The sequence below is a fragment of the Planotetraspora mira genome, from assembly GCF_016863275.1.
Taxonomy (GTDB): domain Bacteria; phylum Actinomycetota; class Actinomycetes; order Streptosporangiales; family Streptosporangiaceae; genus Planotetraspora; species Planotetraspora mira.
In genome coordinates this window covers 22,956-40,966 of record NZ_BOOO01000041.1, presented here as the reverse complement: position 1 = coordinate 40,966, position 18,011 = coordinate 22,956, and the positions used below count along the sequence as shown (strand labels likewise).

The following is an 18,011-nucleotide window of genomic DNA, read 5'->3' as shown; positions in this document are numbered from 1 at the left end:
GTTCTCGACTAACCCTTGATCGCCCCGGTCAGCATCCCCTTCGACATGTGCTTCGTCAGGAAGGGATAGACGCACAGGATCGGGATGGTGGCGATCGCCACCAGAGCCATCTGCACCGACTGCGTGGGCGGCGCCACATATCCGGGAATGGACGCCGCGGTGGATGTGACGTTGTTCTGCAGGACGAATGTCCGCATGACGAGCTGGAGCGGCCACATTTGCGTGTCGTTCAAATACAGCAGCGGGCCGAAATAGTTGTTCCAGTAGCCGACGGCGAGGAACAGGCCGACGACCGCGATGACCGCCCTGGAAAGGGGCAGCACGATCGACCACAGGATCCGCCACTCACCCGCGCCGTCAATTCGCGCCGCGTCGAACAATTCCTTGGGAATGCCCTGGATGAAGCCCCGGACGATGACGATGTTGAACGCACTCACCGCGCCCGGGATGATCAGCGACCAGTACGTGTTGAGCATGCCGAGCTGCTTCACCATCAGGTAGACGGGGATCATCCCGGGGCCGAACAGCAGGGTGAGCAGCACGAACGACAGCAGGCCCCGTTGGAAGAGGGACCCCCTCCGGCTCAGGCCGTACGCCGCGAGGACCGTGCAGAACAGGCTGAACGCGGTGCCCACGAGCGTGACGCCGACGCTGATGACGATCGACCTGGCGACCTGCGTGCCGTTGAAGATCTGGTAGTAGGCCTCGAAAGAGATCTTCGTAGGCCACAGGACGTAGCCGCCGTTCTCGTCGATCTGCTGCTTGGTGGCCAGGCTCGTGGAGACGACGGTCAGGAACGGGAAGATCACGACCGCGCTGATCAGCACGAGGGCCAGCGCCTTGAGCGCGACGGCCACGGGCTTCGGCTTGCCGAGCCAGACGGGCCTGCCTGGAAGGCTCATCGCTTGTACACACCTTCCTCACCGAACCGGTGGGCGAGCTTGTTCGCCGCCAGGACGAGAAAGAGACTGACGACGCCCTTGAGGAGGCCTGCCGCGGTGGCGGTCCCCCAGTTCCCGTCGACGACGCCGTTGTAGTAGACGAAGGTGTCCAGTACCTCGGCGGCGCCGGGGCCGACCGCGTCCCGTTGCAGCAGGATCTGCTCGAACCCGACCGTCAGGGAGTCGCCGAGGCGGAGGATGAGCATCAGCACGATGATGGGCCGCATTCCGGGCAGCGTGATGTGCCAGAACCTGCCCCACGCGCCGGCGCCGTCCATCGTCGCCGACTCGTACAGGCCGGGGTCGATGGCCGCGATGGCGGCGAGGAAGATGATGGTGCCCCAGCCCGCGTCCTTCCAGATGGCCTGGGTGGTGAGCAGCAGCTTGAAGGTGTCCGGGTTGGACATCACGTCGAACGGCGAGAGCCCGTGCGTGATCAGGAACCGGTTGACGATCCCCGCGCCCCCGAGGACCTGCTGGAACAGCGCGACGATGATGACCCACGAAAGGAAGTGCGGCAGGTAGATGACCGACTGGACGAACTTCTTCGCCACCGGCAACGCCACCGTGTTCAGCAGCACCGCCAGCAGGATCGGCACGGGGAAGAACAGCACCAGTTGCAGGAAGGTGATCTGCACCGTGTTCCACACGGCGGTCCAGAACGAGGGGTCGGAGAAGAGCGCGGTGAAGTTGTCCCAGCCCACCCAGTCGGATCCGGTGAACCCGAGGAACGGGACGTAGTCCATCCACGCGATCACGCTTCCCAGGAGCGGGACGTACGTGAACAGCAGGAGCACGATCGCGGCCGGCGCCACCATGACGAGCAGCGGCGCGTCCCGCCATAACCGCGCAAGAAATGGCGCCTTTTGCGAAGTTTGCCGCGTTTCATCGCTTTGTGGGGCGACCCGGGGCAATGCCTGTTTAAGCGTCATGCACACCTCTCACCGAGTCAGGTGGACCGCCGATGCGTCTATGCCAACCAGGTAAATACCAAGGAAGTACCGGGAAGATACCAGTTGCACCAAAGTAAGACAATGGGTACCTTCGCGGTCATAAGTTGGTGTGCCGGAACCCCTGACAGGCCGGCCGGATCAACCCCGACGGGACTGCCTTGGACCCCTATTCCGTTCTTCTCCCCCAGCCTGAACTGGCCTTTTCCCAGCCTGGAATGTGCCTGCTAAATGGGCATACGCCCGTCGAGGTGACGGGATCCCCGGAGATCGACAGGCTGCTCAGGCGGTTCGTCGCCGGACTGCCGCTCCCGGCGGCCGACGGACCTCCGAGCGGTCCAGCTAATACCACTCAGACCGCACGGATCTTCGTCACCGAGACGGACGACGTGCCCGGCGCCTACGGCGTCGAGGTCACCGAGTCCCGCGTCGACATCCGCGCCGGCGGGTTCGAGGGCGCGGTCAACGCGCTGACGACGCTGCGGCAGCTCATGCCGGCCCAGGCCTGGCGGCGCGAGTGGAGCGCCGACGGCGGCGGCTGGGCCGTACCGTGCGGCACGGTGGTGGACCGGCCGGAGTACGGCTGGCGCGGCGCGATGCTCGACGTGGCCCGCCACTTCTTCCCCAAGAGCACGATCCTGCGCTACGTCGACCTGCTCGCCGCGCACCGGTTCAACCGCCTGCACCTGCACCTCGCCGACGACCAGGGATGGCGGGTGGAGAGCCGGCGCCATCCGCGGCTGCACCAGGTCGGGAGCTGGCGGCCCTCGACCCGGCTCGGCCCCGACGGCGTCGCCGACGGCACCCCGCACGGCGGCTACTACACACTCGACGACCTGACCGAGATCTCTGCCTACGCGCGTGCTCGGGGGATCACGCTCGTCCCCGAGATCGACGTGCCGGGGCACACCTCGGCGCTGCGCGCGGCCTACCCGGAGCTGGGCCGGCCCGGGCAGGAACAGGCGGTGCTCGACACCGTCTGGGCCGGCGGCTCGTCCATCAGCCCCACCCCGCCGGTCGTGGCCTTCCTCCAGGACGTCCTGGAGGAGATCCTCGACGCCGTCGACACTCCGTACGTCCACCTCGGCGGCGACGAGTGCGACATGAGCTGGTGGGCGGACGACGCCGCGATCGCCGCAGAGATGTCCGAGCACGGCTACACCGACGTGAAGCAGATGCACGGCCACTTCCTCAGGTCCCTCGGCGGCTTCCTCGCCACGCGCGGCGTGCGCATGGTCGTGTGGGACGAGGGGCTGGTCACGGGAGGCGTGCTGCCGGACACCGTCGTCATGGCCTGGCGCGGGCACGAGGTCGCGGGCCGGGCGGCGGCGTCGCATGACGTGGTCCGGGCACCGCTGTTCCCGACGTACTTCAACTTCGACCAGTCGGACCTGCCCGAGGAGCCGCGCTCGGAGGGCGGCCCCATCACGCTCGACGACGTCGCGGCCTTCTCCCCTGCGCCCGCGGAGTGGCCGGACGACATGCGGGACCGGGTCCTCGGCGGCCAGTTCCAGATCTGGACCGAGTGGGTCCCCACCGAGCGGCGCCTCGACTACCTGGCCTTCCCCCGCGCGTGCGCGCTCGCCGAGGTGCTGTGGAGGGGGCGGGTCACGGACCTTCCGGATTTCGAACGGCGGCTGTCCGTCCACCTCGAACGGCTCGACGCGCTGGGCGTCGACTACCGGCCGCCGGCCGGGCCGCACCCGTGGCAGACCGGCGGGGCGGGCGTATGGCGGCGCTCCGGGCCCGGGCAGATCGAGGAGACCAAGAAGTGGGTCGAGTCCATCTCTCGCGAGCCGTAATCTCTCAGCACCCGAAAGATCCTGTTTCTCTCGTGAATGGACGGTCTGCCCGATGACTCAGCGTGCGAATTTCCTGTGGGGTTCGGCTACCTCGTCGTATCAGATCGAGGGCGCCGTGAGCGAGGACGGGCGCACCCCCTCCATCTGGGACACCTTCTGCGCGACTCCCGGCACCGTGGCGGACGGCGACACCGGCGCCGTCGCGTGCGACCACTACCACCGGATGCCCGAGGACGTCGCGATCATGGCGGATCTCGGGCTGGACGTGTACCGCTTCTCCCTCGCCTGGCCGCGTGTGCAGCCGGACGGGACCGGCGGAGGCAACCCCGCCGGGATCGCTTTCTATGACCGTCTTGTCGACGAACTGCTGGCCAGGGGCATCCGCCCGTGGGTGACGCTCTATCACTGGGACCTTCCCCAGGCGCTGGAGGACGCGGGAGGCTGGCCGAACCGCGACACCGCGTACCGCTTCGCCGATTACGCGGCCATCGCCTACGACGCGCTCGGCGACCGGGTGAGCCAGTGGACGACCTTGAACGAGCCGTGGTGCTCGGCCATCCTCGGCTACATGAGCGGCGAGCACGCACCCGGGCGGCAGGACGCCCGCGCGGCGATGGCAGCCGTCCACCACCTGCTGCTGGGGCACGGCCTGGCCGTACGCGCGATCCGCGACAGGGCGGAGGCCGCCGGCCGCGCCGCCGACCTCGAGGTCGGCATCACGCTCAACCTGTCCCCCAAGCTCCCGGCCGGCGAGTCCTCCGCCGACCTGGCCGCCGCCCGCTGGGAGGACGGCCTCTCCAACCGGCTCTACCTCGACCCGCTCCTGCGCGGGCGTTATCCGGCCGACATCGCCGGGAAGCTCGACGAGCTGGGATGCCCGCTCCCGATCCGGGACGGCGACCTCCCACTGATCGCCCAGCCACTGGACGTCCTCGGCGTCAACTACTACTCATCGCAGGTGGTGGAGGCGGCACCCACCGGTCAGAACGGCTGGCCCGGATCGGTCACTCTCCGCCGTGACGTCCCGCGCACGGCCATGGACTGGGAGGTCACGCCCGGCGCGCTGACGGACCTGCTCCTGCGGCTGGAGCGGGAGTATCCGGGCCCCGCCTGGTACATCACGGAGAACGGCGCCGCGTACGCGGACGTGCCGGACCAGACCGGTTATGTGGACGACGCCGAGCGGACCGACTTCCTGCGGGCGCACATCGACGCCACGCTCGAGGCTCGCGATCTCGGCGCGAACGTCCGCGGCTACTTCGCCTGGTCGCTGCTCGACAACTTCGAGTGGTCCTTCGGTTACGACCGCAGGTTCGGCATCGTCCGGGTCGACTACGACACGCTCGAGCGCACCCCGAAGCGGTCGGCGCGCTACTTCGCCGAGCGTGTCGCGGCCGAGAAGAAGGCCGCCGCGGAGGAGGGCGAGCTTTGATCACCGTTCTCACCAGCCACCTCGGCTACAACGCCGCAGGCACGAAGAAGGCCGTCGCGCTGCTCCGCGGTCCCGTCACGATCGAGGACGCCGCCCTCGTGAACGAGGATGACGGCACGCGGACCGGGCTCGCCGTCGGTCCGGAGGAGCGGGTGGACGGATGGTCTCTCGGCACGTTCCTGCGTATCGACTTCACCCATGTCAGGGCCGAGGGCCGATATCGGATCGAGGTGGTCACGCCGGACGGCGTGCGCACGTGCGAGCCGTTCACCATCGGCACGCGACGCATCCACCACATGACGCTGTCGGACACGCTCTACTACTTCAAGGCCGTCCGATCCAGCGGCGAGATCGATCGCAAGGACCGGCACGCGCGGTTCTACCAGGACGACTCGGGCCGCACGGTGGACGCTCACGGGGGCTGGCTGGACGCGTCCGGCGACCACAGCAAGTTCCTCAGCCACCTCAACTACACCCGGATGATGAATCCGCAGCAGACCCCGCTGTGCGCGTGGGCGTTCATCGCCGCACACGACCGGCTCGCCGCCGCGCATCCGGAGCTGTTCCGCAGCCTCGGCGGCCGGATGCGTGACGAAGGCCTCCACGGCGCGGACTTCCTCATGCGGTTCCAGTCGGAGGACGGCTACTTCTACACGGCGATCTTCGACGCGCTGACCAAGGACCTCGACGAACGCGTGATCAACGCGCCCCTGCAGGACAGCGTCAGGACCACCCGCTGGCAGGCCGCCTACCGCCAGGGCGGAGGCATGGCCATCGCCGCGCTCGCCCGCGCGTCGACGCTGGACGACCACGGCGACTTCACGCCCCGGCAGTACCTCGAGGCGGCGCACCGCGGGTTCACCCACCTGGAGGAGCACAACCTCGACTACCTCTACGACGGGGCGGAGTCGGTCATCGACGACTACTGCGCGCTCATGGCCGCGACCGAGCTTGCCCACGCCGCCGGAATCATGCCCGGCGGCCCCGACCCCGCGGATTTCGCGAAGGCCGCGGATCGGCGCGCGGAGTCGCTGATGAACCGCCACACCACCACGGGCATGGGTTTCGGCTACCTGCTCGGCGACGTCGAGGGCCGGCCGTTCTTCCACGCGGCGGAGTCCGGTCTGCCCGCGCTGGCGCTGATGCGATTCGCGGAGGTGCGGCGCGACTCGGCGCTCGCCGGCCGGGCCCGCTCAGTCGCGCTCACGCTCCTGCGGGACGCGGCCTTCCTGGCCGACGAGGTGCCGAACCCCTTCGGCTACGCCCGGCAGTACGCGCAGCCGGCCGGATGCCCGCCCAGGACCACCTTCTTCTACCCGCACGACAACGAGACCGGCTACTGGTGGCAGGGCGAGAACGCGAACATCTCCTCGATCGCCTACGCCGCGCTGCTCGCCGCCGAGCTTCCCGAGTGCGACCCCGCGCTGCGCGAGCGGCTGCTCAGGCTCGCGGACGACCAGGTGCAGTGGGTGATGGGGCTGAACCCGTTCGACGCCTCGATGATCCAGGGCAGAGGACGGGGCAACGTCGAGTACTCGACGGCGTTCCAGAATGTGCCAGGAGGCATCCTCAACGGCGTGACCAGCGGCTTCGACGACGAGCACGACATCGCGTTCATGCCGGACGAGCACCGCGCCAGCGGGAACTCGTGGCGCTGGGCCGAGCAGTGGATCCCCCACAGCGCCTGGTTCATGCTCGCCGTCTCGGCGCTCGGATAGGGGGACGGCGATGGCGATCATCCGTCCCTTTCAGCCGTTCGATCTGCCCGGCATGTACCGGGTGTGCCTGCGGACCGGCGACTCCGGAAGGGACGCCACCGGGCTCTATCACGATCCCGACCTGCTCGCCCATGTCTACGCCGCGCCGTACCCGGCCGCCGACCCCGGCCTGACGTTCGTCGCCGCCGACGCCGACGGCGTCCTCGGTTACATCGTGGCGACCGCCGACACGTTCAGGTTCGAGACCTGGCTGGAGGAGCACTGGTGGCCGGCGCTGCGCGAGCGGTACCCACGGGAGCGGGCCGCCGATCCGGGCGACGGAACCGAGGACTGGCAACGGATCGCCCACATTCACGAGACGCGACCGCAGGCCGACGAGCTGTACGACCGGTATCCGGCGCACCTCCACATCGACATCCTGCCGCGCGGCCAGGGCGTGGGGCTCGGCCGGCGGCTCATGGCCACGCTCGTCGAGGCGCTGCGGGAACGGCGGGTGCGCGGCCTCCACCTGGGCGTGGGAAGCGGAAACCCGGGGGCCTTCGCCTTCTACCAGGCCGTCGGCTTCAGCGAGGAACGTCCTGGTGACTGGGGCTCCATCATGGTGATGGACCTTCGCGGCTGATCGGCGTCAGGCCGGACCGCGTGTGGGGCGCCAGAACAAATAGTTGACACGACATATATGTCATGTAATCTACTTTCCATGACGAGCGAACCGAAGGGCGCGACAAGCCCGATCAAGCAGGTCTCGGTGGTCAGCACCGGGACGGTGTCGATCCACCCCGAGCATGTGGCCGCCACGCGCAAGCCGTTGTACTGGTGGCTGTTCACCTCGCGCCGGTGGACGGATCCGCTGCCGATCAACGTCTACGTGATCGAGCACGACGAGGGGCTGGTGTTGTTCGACACCGGTCAGGACCGGGCGTCGGTGACCGACCCCGGCTACTTCCCCGGCGGCGTCAGCGGAGTGGTGTACGACAGGCTGGCCCGCTTCGACATCGGCGCGGCCGACACCCTCACGGCCCAGTTGGCCGCCATCGGCTACGACATCGCCGACGTGCGCGTGGCCGTGCTCTCGCACCTGCATCAGGACCACATCGGGGGGCTGCCCGAGCTGGCCGGCGCGGAGATCGTGATCAGCGGTGAGGAACGGCGGACCCTCGACGGGCCCCTGCCGGAACCCCGCGGTCTCCTTCGCGACCACATCGACCTGCCCGGGCTGCGCTGGCGACACGTCGATCCCGGCCCCGTCCACGATCCTCAGATCGCGCCCTTCACGACCGGCCACGACCTGTTCGGCGACGGCGCCCTGATCCTGCTGTCCACCCCCGGTCACACCCCCGGGTCGATGTCGCTGCTGGTCCGAGCCCCCGGGCAGCCGCCGCTGCTCATGGTCGGCGACCTGACCTACGACGCGCACCTGCTGGAGGAAGGCCACGTGCCGGGCGTCGGGAACAAGCGGCAACTGACGGAGACCACCAAGATGATCAACCAGCTGCGGGAGCGGAACCCGGGCCTGGTGATCCTTCCCGCCCACGATCCGGGAGCGGCGTCACGGCTGGCCCCCGTGACCAGGGCTCTTGCCGAGGGACGGGAGACCGCCGCGTGAGACCCGCAGAAGAGCTCCGCTACCTCATCCTGGCCGCCCAGCGCGAGGGCAACCGGCTTCTCGCCCAGGCTCTGCGGCCGCTCGGCATCACCCCCTCACAGGCCGAAGTGATCCGCATCCTCCAGGATCGCCGGCTGCTCACCCTCAACGGCCTCGGCGACCTGCTGGTCTGCGAGAGCGGCAACAGTCCCAGCCGGCTGGTCGACCGGCTCACGTCCGCGGGCCTGGTGGACCGCCAGGTGTCGGCGCACGACCGCCGCCACGTCGAGGTGACCCTCACAGAGGAGGGCCTGCGCCTCGCCGGGCAGATCGCCGCGATCGAAGAAGGCCTCTACGAGTCCATCGACGCCGCATCCGAAGGCCGTGACCTCGACCAGATCACCGGTTTTCTCCGCGCCTTCGTCGCCGACCTGCCGGCCGGCCAGGCTCTGGCCCGTCGCATCACCACTGAATGAGGAACCCCACCCGTCACCTCCCAGGAAGCGACCCGGCTCGTGCACGCATTGCCGGCCCGCGCCCGTCAATCGTTCTCGCCGTCGGCCCTTCCCCGGGCCATGGGCGCGCCGCCCAAAGATCTCCCCGGGTTTCGCGAACCGATGAACGATGACGTTGACCAGCGCCTTAGCTCTCTCTAGCGTGAGGTGATGGTCGGTTTGCGGCATATGCAGCGGATTGGCAACCTGCCTGCCGACCTGACCAGCTTCGTGGGCAGGAAACGGGAGCTCACCGAGATCAGGCAGCTGCTGACCGGCTCGCGGCTGGTGACGCTGACGGGGCCGGGCGGCGTCGGCAAGACGCGGCTCGCCCTCCGGGCGGCGGCCGAGCAGCATCGCGCGTTCGACGCGGTGTGGCTGGTGGACCTGACCGGCCTCGACGACCCGGAGCTCGTGGTGGAGACGGTGGCGGCGACCATCGGCCTGCGCGATGAGTCCACGACCCGCCCACTGGACAGGCTTTCCCTGCTGCTGTCCTCGCAGCGGACGTTGCTCGTCCTCGACAACTGCGAGCACCTGAGCGACGCCTGCGCCGGGCTGGCCGACTGTCTTCTGCGGACCGCCTCGGAACTGCGGATCATCGCGACGAGCCGGCAGTCGCTCGGCATCCCGGGCGAGCGTGGGATGAAGGTGGCACCGCTCGCCGTTCCCGGCCCGGATCAGCCCCTGGCGGCGAAGGCGCCGGAGCTGTACGACGGGCTGGCCCTGTTCGTGGAACGGGCGGTGGCGGTGCTGCCCGAGTTCTCGTTGAACCAGGACAATCAGGCCGCGGTCGCCGAGCTGTGCCGCCGGCTGGAGGGCATCCCCCTGGCGATCGAACTCGCCGCAGTGCGTCTGCGGGCGCTGTCGGTGAACGCGCTCGTCGAGCATCTCAACGATCGTTACGGCTTCCTGACGCGCGGCAGCCGTACGGCCGCGCCGCGTCAGCGGACCCTGCACGCGCTGGTGGACTGGAGCTTCCAGTTGCTCTCCCCCAGTGAGCAGACACTGTGGAGCCGCCTGTCGATCTTCCCGGGAGACTTCGATCTGGAGACCGTCGAATCCGTCTGCACCGGCGGCGGCATCGAGCGGCAGGACGCGCTGGACCTGGTCGACGCGCTGCTGGACAAGTCGCTGCTGCAGCGCGAGGAACACGAGGGACAGGTCCGCTATCGCATGCTGGATACGCTCCGGGAGTTCGGGCGGCTGAGGTTGGGCGCCGACGAGCGGCGGTCGCTGCTGCGGAGGCACCGGGACCGGTACCGGCTGCTGGTCGATCAGGCGGTCGCCGAATGGTTCGGCCCCCGGCAGGTCTCCTGGTTCACCCGGCTCCGGCTGGAGCGCGCGCATCTGCGGGCCGCCATGGAGTTCTGCCTGCAGGAGCCCGGCGAGGCGGAGACCGGGCTGCACATCGCCACCTGCCTGTACGAGACCCACTGGAAGCCCAACGCGTTCTACAGCGAGGGCCGCCACTGGCTCGACCGCGTGCTGGAAGCGGCTCCGGGTCCCACCGCCACGCGAGCGCAGGCCCTGTGCGCCGAGGCCGACGCCGCCTTCACCCAGGGCGACATCGCGGCGGCCGAGCTTCTCGCCGAGGAGGGCCGGGTGCTGGCCCACAAGCTGGGCCACTCGGAGGCCATAGGCCTGGCCTCGCTGATCTCGGGCACGGCGGCGAACATCAGAGGCGACTACGGGCGGGCGGCCGTCCTGCTCGAGGATGCCGCGACCAGGAACGCCGCCGCCGGCAACACCTTCCGCCTGGTGTGCGCCCTGCTCTCCCTCGGAACGGCCGCCCACTACCTCGGCGACCGGTGGCGGGCCGCCGAGCTGATCGAGCGGAGTCGCGCACTGTCCGAGGCCCATGGGGAGAGCTGGATCCGCTCCTGGGTGCTGATCATCGTCGCCGTCGGCGCCTGGGAGCACGGCGACAACGCGCGGGCGATCTCGCTGTTACGCGAAAGCCTGGCGGTCGGGCGCGACTTCGACGACCGGCTGATCATCACGATCGGCATGAGGGCGCTCGGCTGGATCCTGGCGAGCGAGGGTCACCTCATCGGCGCGGCCCGCATGCTCGGCGCCGCGGACGAGATACGCCGCACGGCCGGCATCTTCACCGGCTGGAGCCAGCACGCCGAGTTCCACGAGCAGTGCGTCGCCACCCTGCGGGAGAAGCTGGGCGAGGAGGCCTTCGCCGCCGCGGTACGGCAGGGCGGCGGGTTGACGGTCGAAAACGCGACCGCGGAGGCGCTCGGCATCCGGCCGGACGACAAGGAGAAGGCCGCGGAGAAGCCGGCGCCGTCGCCGCTGACCCGGCGAGAGCACGAGGTCGCGGAACTGGTCGCCCGGGGATTGGGCAACAAGGAGATCTCGTCCGCGCTCGTCATCGCCCAGCGCACCACGGAGAGCCATGTCAAGCACATCTTGACCAAGCTCGGATTCAGGTCGCGCACCCAGATCGCGGCCTGGATGACGGCTCGAAAGGCCGCTGAGCAAGCAAGGCCATAGAGGGATCGTTCGCCGGTTCACCCGCCGCGCCCCGCTGACCACGGATGTGCCGCACTTCCCTGGACGGGGTGGGCGAATTCGGCGCGACCGCGTCCAGCGGGCGGCCGTACGGCCAATGATCCCCCGGGGGCGTCTGGACGGACGACGCGAGCGGGAGGCGGACCACGAACCGGACGCCGGGATCGGCGTCCTGGACGAGGATGTCTCCGCCGTGGGCCTCGACGACCTCGCGGACGATGGCCAGGCCGAGGCCGGGGCCGCCGTCGCATCTGCTCCTGGCCGTGTCCCTCCGGGAGAACAGGTGGAACATCCGCTCACGGTCCTCCTCGGGCACGGGCTCGCCGTCGTTGCCCACCGACAACAGGGCTCGCTCGCCGTCCCGGCGGACCTCCACGTCGACCATCGTCGCGCCGTGCCGTTCCGCGTTGTCCAGCAGGCTCGCCACCAGCCGGGACAGCAGGGGGCGCGACCCCTCGACGGTCACGCCCGCCTCTCGGTGGAACCGGATCGGCCGTCGTCCCGCGCGGCACAAGAGTTCGCCCGCGACCAGCCGCCCCAGATCCACCTCGTCGCCGGCAGTGGGCGGCACGGCCCCGATGTCCGCCAGCAGCAGCAGGTCGGCCACTATCGTCTCCAGCCTGCCGATGGCCCCCAGCGCCCCGCTGATCGCCTCGCGCGCGTCCCCCGGATACAGCAGCGCCGCCTCCAACTCGACACGGATGGCCGCGAGGGGGGTGCGCAGTTCGTGCGACGCATCGGCGGCGAACTGGCGCTGCTGCCTGAGCGCATGCTCAGTGATCTGCTCGGCAGAGCTCCGGATGCGGTTCATTCTCGGCATTCTCGGCTTTCCTCGATCCACGGCTGGACGTGCGGTCGAACACCCACTCCACCAGCATGCGCGCACCGGGCTCCCCCGAGAACGGGATAAACCACGACATTCATACTGAAACCCGGCCGGGTAACCTCAGCCCCTCTCCGTCGTGGCCTCCGATGCCGGGTTCAGCCGAGGACGCCCCGTGTCATCCGTGAGGGCGGCGAGCTCGCCCAGGGTCACCGGGAACGCGAGGCTGCGGGTGGACAGCGAGCGGAGGTCTTCCGGAGTGGTCTCACGACGGCTCAGGCAGGACGCGATCTCCGCGCTCGCGAAGCCGCATATGCGCCCCTGGCACCAGCCCATCCCCGGCCTGGCCAGCATCTTCAACGTGCGTGGATCCTCCGCGCCGAGGTCGTGACAGGCATGGAGGAGGTCACCGTAGGAGACCTCCTCGCACCGGCACACCAGTGTCGACTCCGACAGCCACTCCGTCCACGCGCCCGGCACCGGATACGCGCGATGCATGGCGGCGGCGAACCTCCGTCCCCGCCGGATCGCCCTTTGCAACCGCCCTGCCACAGCGGCCGTCGCCGGACGGCGAAGTGAGGCACTGAGGGCGAGGGCGCTCAAGCGGCCCTCGGCGACGGCCAGGGCCGCGCCCCCGACGCCGGTCGCCTCTCCCGCGACGTACACGCCGTCGACGCTGCTGCGCTGGAGGTCGTCGACGACCACGACGAGGGAGCCGTCCGTGTCCTTCCTGGTGTCCACGCCGAGCATGAGCGGCAACTCGAGCGAGGGGGTGAAGCCCCAGCCGAGGGCCACGAGGTCGGCGGCGATCTCCCTGTCCGGCCCGGCACGGCGGCCCTCGCGATCGACCCTGGCGATCCGGACCGCCTCGACCCTGTTCTCGCCGAGGATCTCGCGGATCACGGTCCTGCGGCGGTACGGAATGCGGTGACGTGCCATCAGCGCCGCGTACTGCAGCGCCTCCACGCCCTTGCCCGGGACCGCCACCGTGCCCAGGGGATCACGCAGCCAGCCGAGCGTGCCGTTGGCCTCGACGACGGCCGCCAGACTCGCCCCGGCTCGCGCGAGGCCCGTGGCCACCGGAAGCAGGAACGGCCCGGTGCCGGCGACGACGGCGCGCTTGCCCGCAAGCGTGCGATGCCCCTTGAGCAGGGCCTGGGCTCCGCCGGCGGCCATGACCCCGGGCAGGTCCCACCCGGGGACGGGCAACTGCCGGTCGTATCCCCCCGGGCAGAGAATCAGCGCCCGCGCCGCCACCTCCCGGTTCGGCCCGGTTCCCGTGCCCCCGATCACTTCGGCCGCGGCGCGTCCGGCGGATCCGTCGAAGGAGCGCGTCACCCGCAGGGTGAACACGCCGGGATCGTCGCGGGTGATGAGCCAGACCTGGTGGCCGGGGAGGTAGTGGATCCGGCCTGCGGCGGTCAGGGCGTCCAGCCGGTCGCGCAAACGGGTGAAGGCCGGCCAGCCGTGGTGGCCGCGGTGGTCGCCGGGACGGGCGTGGCTCTCGTCGTAGTGCCGCCAGTATTGGCCGCCGGGTTGTCCGGCGCCGTCGATGAGGGCGACGGCGAGCCCGGCCTCGGCGCTCTCCACGGCGGCGGCGAGCCCGGCCGGGCCCGCGCCGACCACGGCGACGTCATGCGTGTACGGCACGGCCGCCCTCCTCGTCGTCGCCGAGTTCCATGCCGTCCCCGGCCGGGACGAGGCAGGCACGCTGATCGGGCATGCCGTCGACCGTGATCAGGCAGTCGAAGCAGACCCCGATGCCGCAGAACAGGCCACGGGGTCTGCCGCCCTGGCGGGTGGTGCGCCAGTCGAGGATCCCCGCCGCCACCAGGGCCGCGCCGACGCTCTGGCCGGGCTGGGCGGGGACGACGGAACCGCGGAAGGTCATCCGGTAGGTCACCTGAGCGCCTCCTCGTCGTCGGGGAATCGGTCAGGGGCGAACGGCACGAGATCCAGGCCGGGCTTCACTCCCGCGAGAGCCTGGGCGATCAGCTTGCCCGTCCCGGCGGACAGGCCGATGCCGGCGCCCTCGTGCCCGCAGGCGTGCCACAGGCCGGGCGCGCGCGGATCCGGGCCGATGACGGGCAGGTGGTCGGGACAGTAGGGACGGAAGCCGAGGTAGGTGCGCATCGCTCGGACCTCCCGCAACATCGGGAACAGCGTGATCGCCTTGGCGGCGAGGGCGCTGATCGCGGTGACGGACACCGTACGGTCGAAACCGACGCGCTCGCGCGACGAGCCGATGAGGATCGTGCCGCTGCCGGTGCCCTCGACGACGGGCGACGTCTGCAGGGCGGCGTCCGAGCTGGCCACGTCCCCGACATATTCAGCGGCGTACACCTTGTGGCGGATCGTCCGGGCCGGCATGGGCTGGGTGACCAGGATGAAGCCGCGGCGGGGCAGCACGGGCACGCGCACTCCGGCGAGGTCGGCGACGCCGCCGGCCCACGTGCCCGCCGCGTTGAGCACCGCGCCGGCCGGGATGTCGCCTCCGGAGGTCCGCACGCCCTTCACCCGGTCGCCGTCGCGCAGGAATCCGACCACCTCGGTACGCGTACGCACCTCCGCCCCCGATTCGCGGGCGAGGCGGAGCAGGTGCGCGACCACCAGCATCGGCTGGACCTGGGCGTCCTGGGGGTAGAAGGCGCCTCCGGCGAGCTCGCGGGAAAGATGCGGCTCGTAATCGTGCAACTCGGCCCGCGCGACGTCCCGGACCTCGACGCCGCACCGGCGCTGGTGGACGCTGAGCGCGCGCAGCGAGGCGAGGCCGTGCTCCGAGCCCGCGACGACCAGACCCCCTTTGGCCTCGAACTCCCACAGACCGGCGTGTTCCACCAGGTCCTCACGCCAGACCTGCTGCGAGTACAGCGCCAGGTCGAGCTCGGGGCCGGCCTCCTTGTCGGAGACCAGCAGGTTGCCCTCCCCCGCGCTGGACGTGCCTCCGGCGAGCGCGCCGCGTTCGACGACGACCACCCGCAGCCCGGCCAGCGACGCGAAGTACGCACTGGCCGCACCCACCACGCCCGCTCCGACGACGACGAGGTCCGCACTCATGGGGCGTCCGTGGCGGCACCTGCCCACAACCCGCGCACGTGGCCGACGTGGCGGTGCATCAGGATCTCGGCTCCGACCGGGTCGCGGGCCTCGACGAGGTCGAGCAGTTCGTGATGCTCGGCGGCCGAGGCGCCCAGCCTGCCGCCGCGCAGCAGCGCGGCCAGGCCGAACAGCCGCGTCTTGGCGCGCAGGCCTGAGACGACCTCCAGGAGGAACCGGTTGCGGCTGTAGCCGAGCAAGGTCAGGTGGAAGACATGGTCGGCCTCGACGTATCCGACGAGGTCGCCGCGCTCGGCGGCGTCGACGATGGCCTGGGCCAGCGTCCGCAACCCGGGAAAGTCCTCCGCCGGTATCACGGCGACGGCGTCCCGAACGGTCGGCGGCTCGATGAGCAGCCGTACGGCGGCGAGGTTGTCGAGATCCTCATCGGACACCTCGGTGATCCGGAAGCCCTTGTTCGGGTGCGCGACGACCAGGCCCTCCTTCACCAGGTCGAGCATGGCCTCCCGTACAGGGGTGGGCGAGACGCCGAACTGCGCGCCCAGCGTGGGAGCCGAGTAGACCACGCCGGGCTCCAGCCTGCCAGAGATGATCGCGGCCCGCAGGGCGTCCCTGATCCGGTCGCGGAGGTTCTCCCGCCGGCCGATGTCCGGCAGACCGGGAACGGAGGCGGGACTCACAGCAGGAAACCGGCGGGGAACGGGTCGGTGGGGTCGAGGTGGAACTGCGAGGTTCCGGTGACCCATGCCCGGCCGGTGATCGACGGCAGCACCGCGGGAAGCGACCCGACCGTGGTCTCGCCGAGCAGTCGTCCCGTGAAGCGCGTGCCGATGAACGACTCGTTCACGAAGTCCTCGCCGATCCCCAGCTCTCCACGCGCGTGCAGCTGGGCCATCCGGGCGCTCGTGCCCGTGCCGCACGGGGAACGGTCGAACCAGCCGGGGTGGATGGCCATGGCGTGCCGCGACAACTCGGCGGTCGAGCCGGGGGCCTTCAGATAGACGTGATGGCAGCCGTTGATGTCGTCGCGCTCCGGGTGGACGGGCCGGTCGTGCTCGTTCACCGCATCCATGATCTTCAGTCCGGCGGCCAGCAGGTCGCCGGCGCGGGATCGGTCGAAGGGCAGTCCCAGGTCCGACAGCTCGACGACCGCGTAGAAGTTCCCCCCGAACGCCATGTCGTAGCCGACTTCGCCGAAACCGGAAACCTCGACCTTCCGGTCCAGCGCGTACGAGAACGACGGCACGTTCTGGATGGTGACCGACCTCGCCGCACCGTCCTCGACCGCGACGGACGCGACGACGAGCCCGGCGGGAGTGTCGAGCCTGATCGTGGTCACCGGCTCGACGACGGGCACCATCCCGGTCTCGACCAGGACCGTCGCGACCCCGATCGTGCCGTGACCGCACATCGGCAGCAGGCCGGAGACCTCGATGAACAGCACACCGTAGTCGGCGTCGGGACGCGTGGGGGGCTGCAGGATCGCGCCGCTCATCGCCGCGTGGCCGCGCGGTTCGTACATGAGCAGCGTGCGGACGTCGTCGCTGTTCTCCATGAACCACAGCCTCCGCTCGGCCATGGTCGCGCCGGGAATCGTCCCCATGCCGCCGACGATGACCCGCGTGGGCATGCCCTCGGTGTGGGACTCGACGGCGTGGAAGGTGCGGCGTGATCTCACTTGTAGCCCTTCGCGAGGACGGCTTCGGTGTCGGCGGTGATGCGGGCGACCAGTTCCGGCGGGAGCGGCAGGCGCGGCGGGCGGCAGGGACCGCCTCTGCGGCCGGCGACGTCCATCGACAACTTGATCGACTGAACGAACTCGGTCTTGGAGTCCCAGCGCAGCAGAGGGTGCAGGTCACGGTAGATCGGCAGCGCCGTGGCGATGTCGGCGCCTTCGCCGGAGGTGACCAGCCGATAGAGCGCGGACGTGGCCTCAGGGAACGCGTTCGGGTAGCCGGCGATCCAGCCGACGGCCCCGGCGACTCCCAACTCGAGCAGCACGTCGTCGGCGCCGACCAGCACGTCGAGGCCGGGTGCCAGTTCGGCGATCTCGTACGCCCTGCGGACGTCGCCGGTGAACTCCTTGACGGCGACGATCAGGCCCTCGTGGAAGAGTTCGGCGAGCAGTCCCGGCGTCAGGTCGACCTTGGTGTCGACGGGGTTGTTGTACGCGACGATCGGCAGTCCGGCCTTGGCCACCTCGCGGTAGTGCTCGACGACGGCCTCCCTCCCGGCGCGGTAGGAGTTCGGCGGGAGCAGGAGGACGGACGTGGCCCCGGCGGCGGCGGCCTGCTCGGCCCAGCGGCGGGACTCCAGCGCGCCGTACGCGGCGACGCCCGGCATCACGCCGAACCCTTCGGGGGCGGCCTCGACGGCCGTCTCGACGACGCGGGCCCGCTCCTCCGGGGTGAGCGTCTGGTATTCGCCCAGCGAGCCGTTGGGCACCACTCCGTCGCAGCCGCCCGCGGCGAGGAACCGCACGTGCTCGGCGAACGCGGTGTGGTCGACGGAGAGGTCCTCGTTGAAGGGCAGCGCCGACGCGACGTGGACGCCGCGCCAGGGCCTGGCGGAGATGGTCATCCCGGACTCTCCTCAGTGCGTATGCGGCTAGTGCAATGTCACATTGTTAGAGCGCCGTCAGGCGATTTTCAAGACCGGCGGTGCTCGGGGACCTGACGCATCTAGG

Annotated in this window: 16 protein-coding genes; 7 read left to right on the top strand and 9 right to left on the bottom strand. The window is 70.1% G+C overall.

The window, feature by feature from the left end:
- Window positions 1-8 precede the first annotated feature (8 nt).
- Window positions 9-902: a carbohydrate ABC transporter permease gene (locus Pmi06nite_RS34665; RefSeq protein ID WP_203957421.1), complete on the bottom strand. Its 894-nt coding sequence runs from the start codon at window positions 900-902 to the stop codon at window positions 9-11.
- Window positions 899-1,759: an ABC transporter permease gene (locus Pmi06nite_RS34660; RefSeq protein WP_203957420.1), complete on the bottom strand. Its 861-nt coding sequence runs from the start codon at window positions 1,757-1,759 to the stop codon at window positions 899-901. Before Pmi06nite_RS34660 ends, Pmi06nite_RS34665 begins: the two co-directional genes overlap by 4 nt.
- A 293-nt stretch (window positions 1,760-2,052) precedes the next feature.
- Between Pmi06nite_RS34660 and Pmi06nite_RS34655 the strand changes: the two genes are divergently transcribed.
- The 7 genes from Pmi06nite_RS34655 (at window position 2,053) to Pmi06nite_RS34625 (ending at window position 11,427) form a co-directional block, all read left to right on the top strand.
- Window positions 2,053-3,693 (top strand): beta-N-acetylhexosaminidase, encoded by a 1,641-nt coding sequence (locus Pmi06nite_RS34655; RefSeq protein WP_275409634.1) that lies wholly within the window; start codon window positions 2,053-2,055, stop codon window positions 3,691-3,693.
- A 52-nt stretch (window positions 3,694-3,745) separates the two neighbouring features.
- On the top strand, window positions 3,746-5,125 hold the full coding sequence (locus Pmi06nite_RS34650) for a GH1 family beta-glucosidase (RefSeq protein WP_203957418.1): 1,380 nt from the start codon (window positions 3,746-3,748) through the stop codon (window positions 5,123-5,125).
- Window positions 5,122-6,843 (top strand): glycoside hydrolase family 9 protein, encoded by a 1,722-nt coding sequence (locus tag Pmi06nite_RS34645; protein WP_203957417.1) that lies wholly within the window; start codon window positions 5,122-5,124, stop codon window positions 6,841-6,843. Before Pmi06nite_RS34650 ends, Pmi06nite_RS34645 begins: the two co-directional genes overlap by 4 nt.
- Window positions 6,844-6,853: 10 nt before the next feature.
- Window positions 6,854-7,465, top strand: coding sequence for a GNAT family N-acetyltransferase (locus tag Pmi06nite_RS34640; RefSeq protein ID WP_203957416.1), 612 nt, complete (start codon window positions 6,854-6,856; stop codon window positions 7,463-7,465).
- Window positions 7,466-7,543: 78 nt separating this feature from the next.
- Window positions 7,544-8,449 (top strand): N-acyl homoserine lactonase family protein, encoded by a 906-nt coding sequence (locus tag Pmi06nite_RS34635; protein ID WP_203957415.1) that lies wholly within the window; start codon window positions 7,544-7,546, stop codon window positions 8,447-8,449.
- Window positions 8,446-8,904 carry a MarR family winged helix-turn-helix transcriptional regulator gene (locus Pmi06nite_RS34630; protein ID WP_203957414.1) on the top strand — a complete coding sequence of 153 codons (459 nt, stop codon included), beginning with the start codon at window positions 8,446-8,448 and terminating at the stop codon, window positions 8,902-8,904. The genes Pmi06nite_RS34635 and Pmi06nite_RS34630 overlap by 4 nt, the downstream gene beginning before the upstream one ends.
- 189 nt (window positions 8,905-9,093) lie before the next feature.
- A complete protein-coding gene (locus Pmi06nite_RS34625; protein ID WP_203957413.1) occupies window positions 9,094-11,427 on the top strand; it encodes an ATP-binding protein in 2,334 nt (777 codons plus the stop codon).
- On the opposite strand, the gene Pmi06nite_RS34620 is transcribed toward Pmi06nite_RS34625, so the two are convergent.
- From Pmi06nite_RS34620 to Pmi06nite_RS34590, 7 genes are all read right to left on the bottom strand, one after another.
- On the bottom strand, window positions 11,360-12,256 hold the full coding sequence (locus Pmi06nite_RS34620; RefSeq protein WP_203957412.1) for a sensor histidine kinase: 897 nt from the start codon (window positions 12,254-12,256) through the stop codon (window positions 11,360-11,362). The genes Pmi06nite_RS34625 and Pmi06nite_RS34620 overlap by 68 nt on opposite strands.
- A 135-nt stretch (window positions 12,257-12,391) precedes the next feature.
- A complete protein-coding gene (locus tag Pmi06nite_RS34615; RefSeq protein ID WP_239114403.1) occupies window positions 12,392-13,918 on the bottom strand; it encodes an FAD/NAD(P)-dependent oxidoreductase in 1,527 nt (508 codons plus the stop codon).
- Window positions 13,902-14,171: a (2Fe-2S)-binding protein gene (locus Pmi06nite_RS34610; RefSeq protein ID WP_239114402.1), complete on the bottom strand. Its 270-nt coding sequence runs from the start codon at window positions 14,169-14,171 to the stop codon at window positions 13,902-13,904. The genes Pmi06nite_RS34615 and Pmi06nite_RS34610 overlap by 17 nt, the downstream gene beginning before the upstream one ends.
- Window positions 14,168-15,325, bottom strand: coding sequence for an NAD(P)/FAD-dependent oxidoreductase (locus Pmi06nite_RS34605; RefSeq protein ID WP_203957411.1), 1,158 nt, complete (start codon window positions 15,323-15,325; stop codon window positions 14,168-14,170). Before Pmi06nite_RS34605 ends, Pmi06nite_RS34610 begins: the two co-directional genes overlap by 4 nt.
- A complete protein-coding gene (locus Pmi06nite_RS34600; protein ID WP_239114401.1) occupies window positions 15,322-16,005 on the bottom strand; it encodes a GntR family transcriptional regulator in 684 nt (227 codons plus the stop codon). The genes Pmi06nite_RS34605 and Pmi06nite_RS34600 overlap by 4 nt, the downstream gene beginning before the upstream one ends.
- Complete coding sequence (locus Pmi06nite_RS34595) at window positions 16,002-17,003, bottom strand: proline racemase family protein (RefSeq protein WP_203957409.1); 1,002 nt, start codon at window positions 17,001-17,003, stop codon at window positions 16,002-16,004. Before Pmi06nite_RS34595 ends, Pmi06nite_RS34600 begins: the two co-directional genes overlap by 4 nt.
- Window positions 17,000-17,905 carry a dihydrodipicolinate synthase family protein gene (locus Pmi06nite_RS34590; RefSeq protein WP_203957408.1) on the bottom strand — a complete coding sequence of 302 codons (906 nt, stop codon included), beginning with the start codon at window positions 17,903-17,905 and terminating at the stop codon, window positions 17,000-17,002. Before Pmi06nite_RS34590 ends, Pmi06nite_RS34595 begins: the two co-directional genes overlap by 4 nt.
- Window positions 17,906-18,011: the final 106 nt, after the last annotated feature.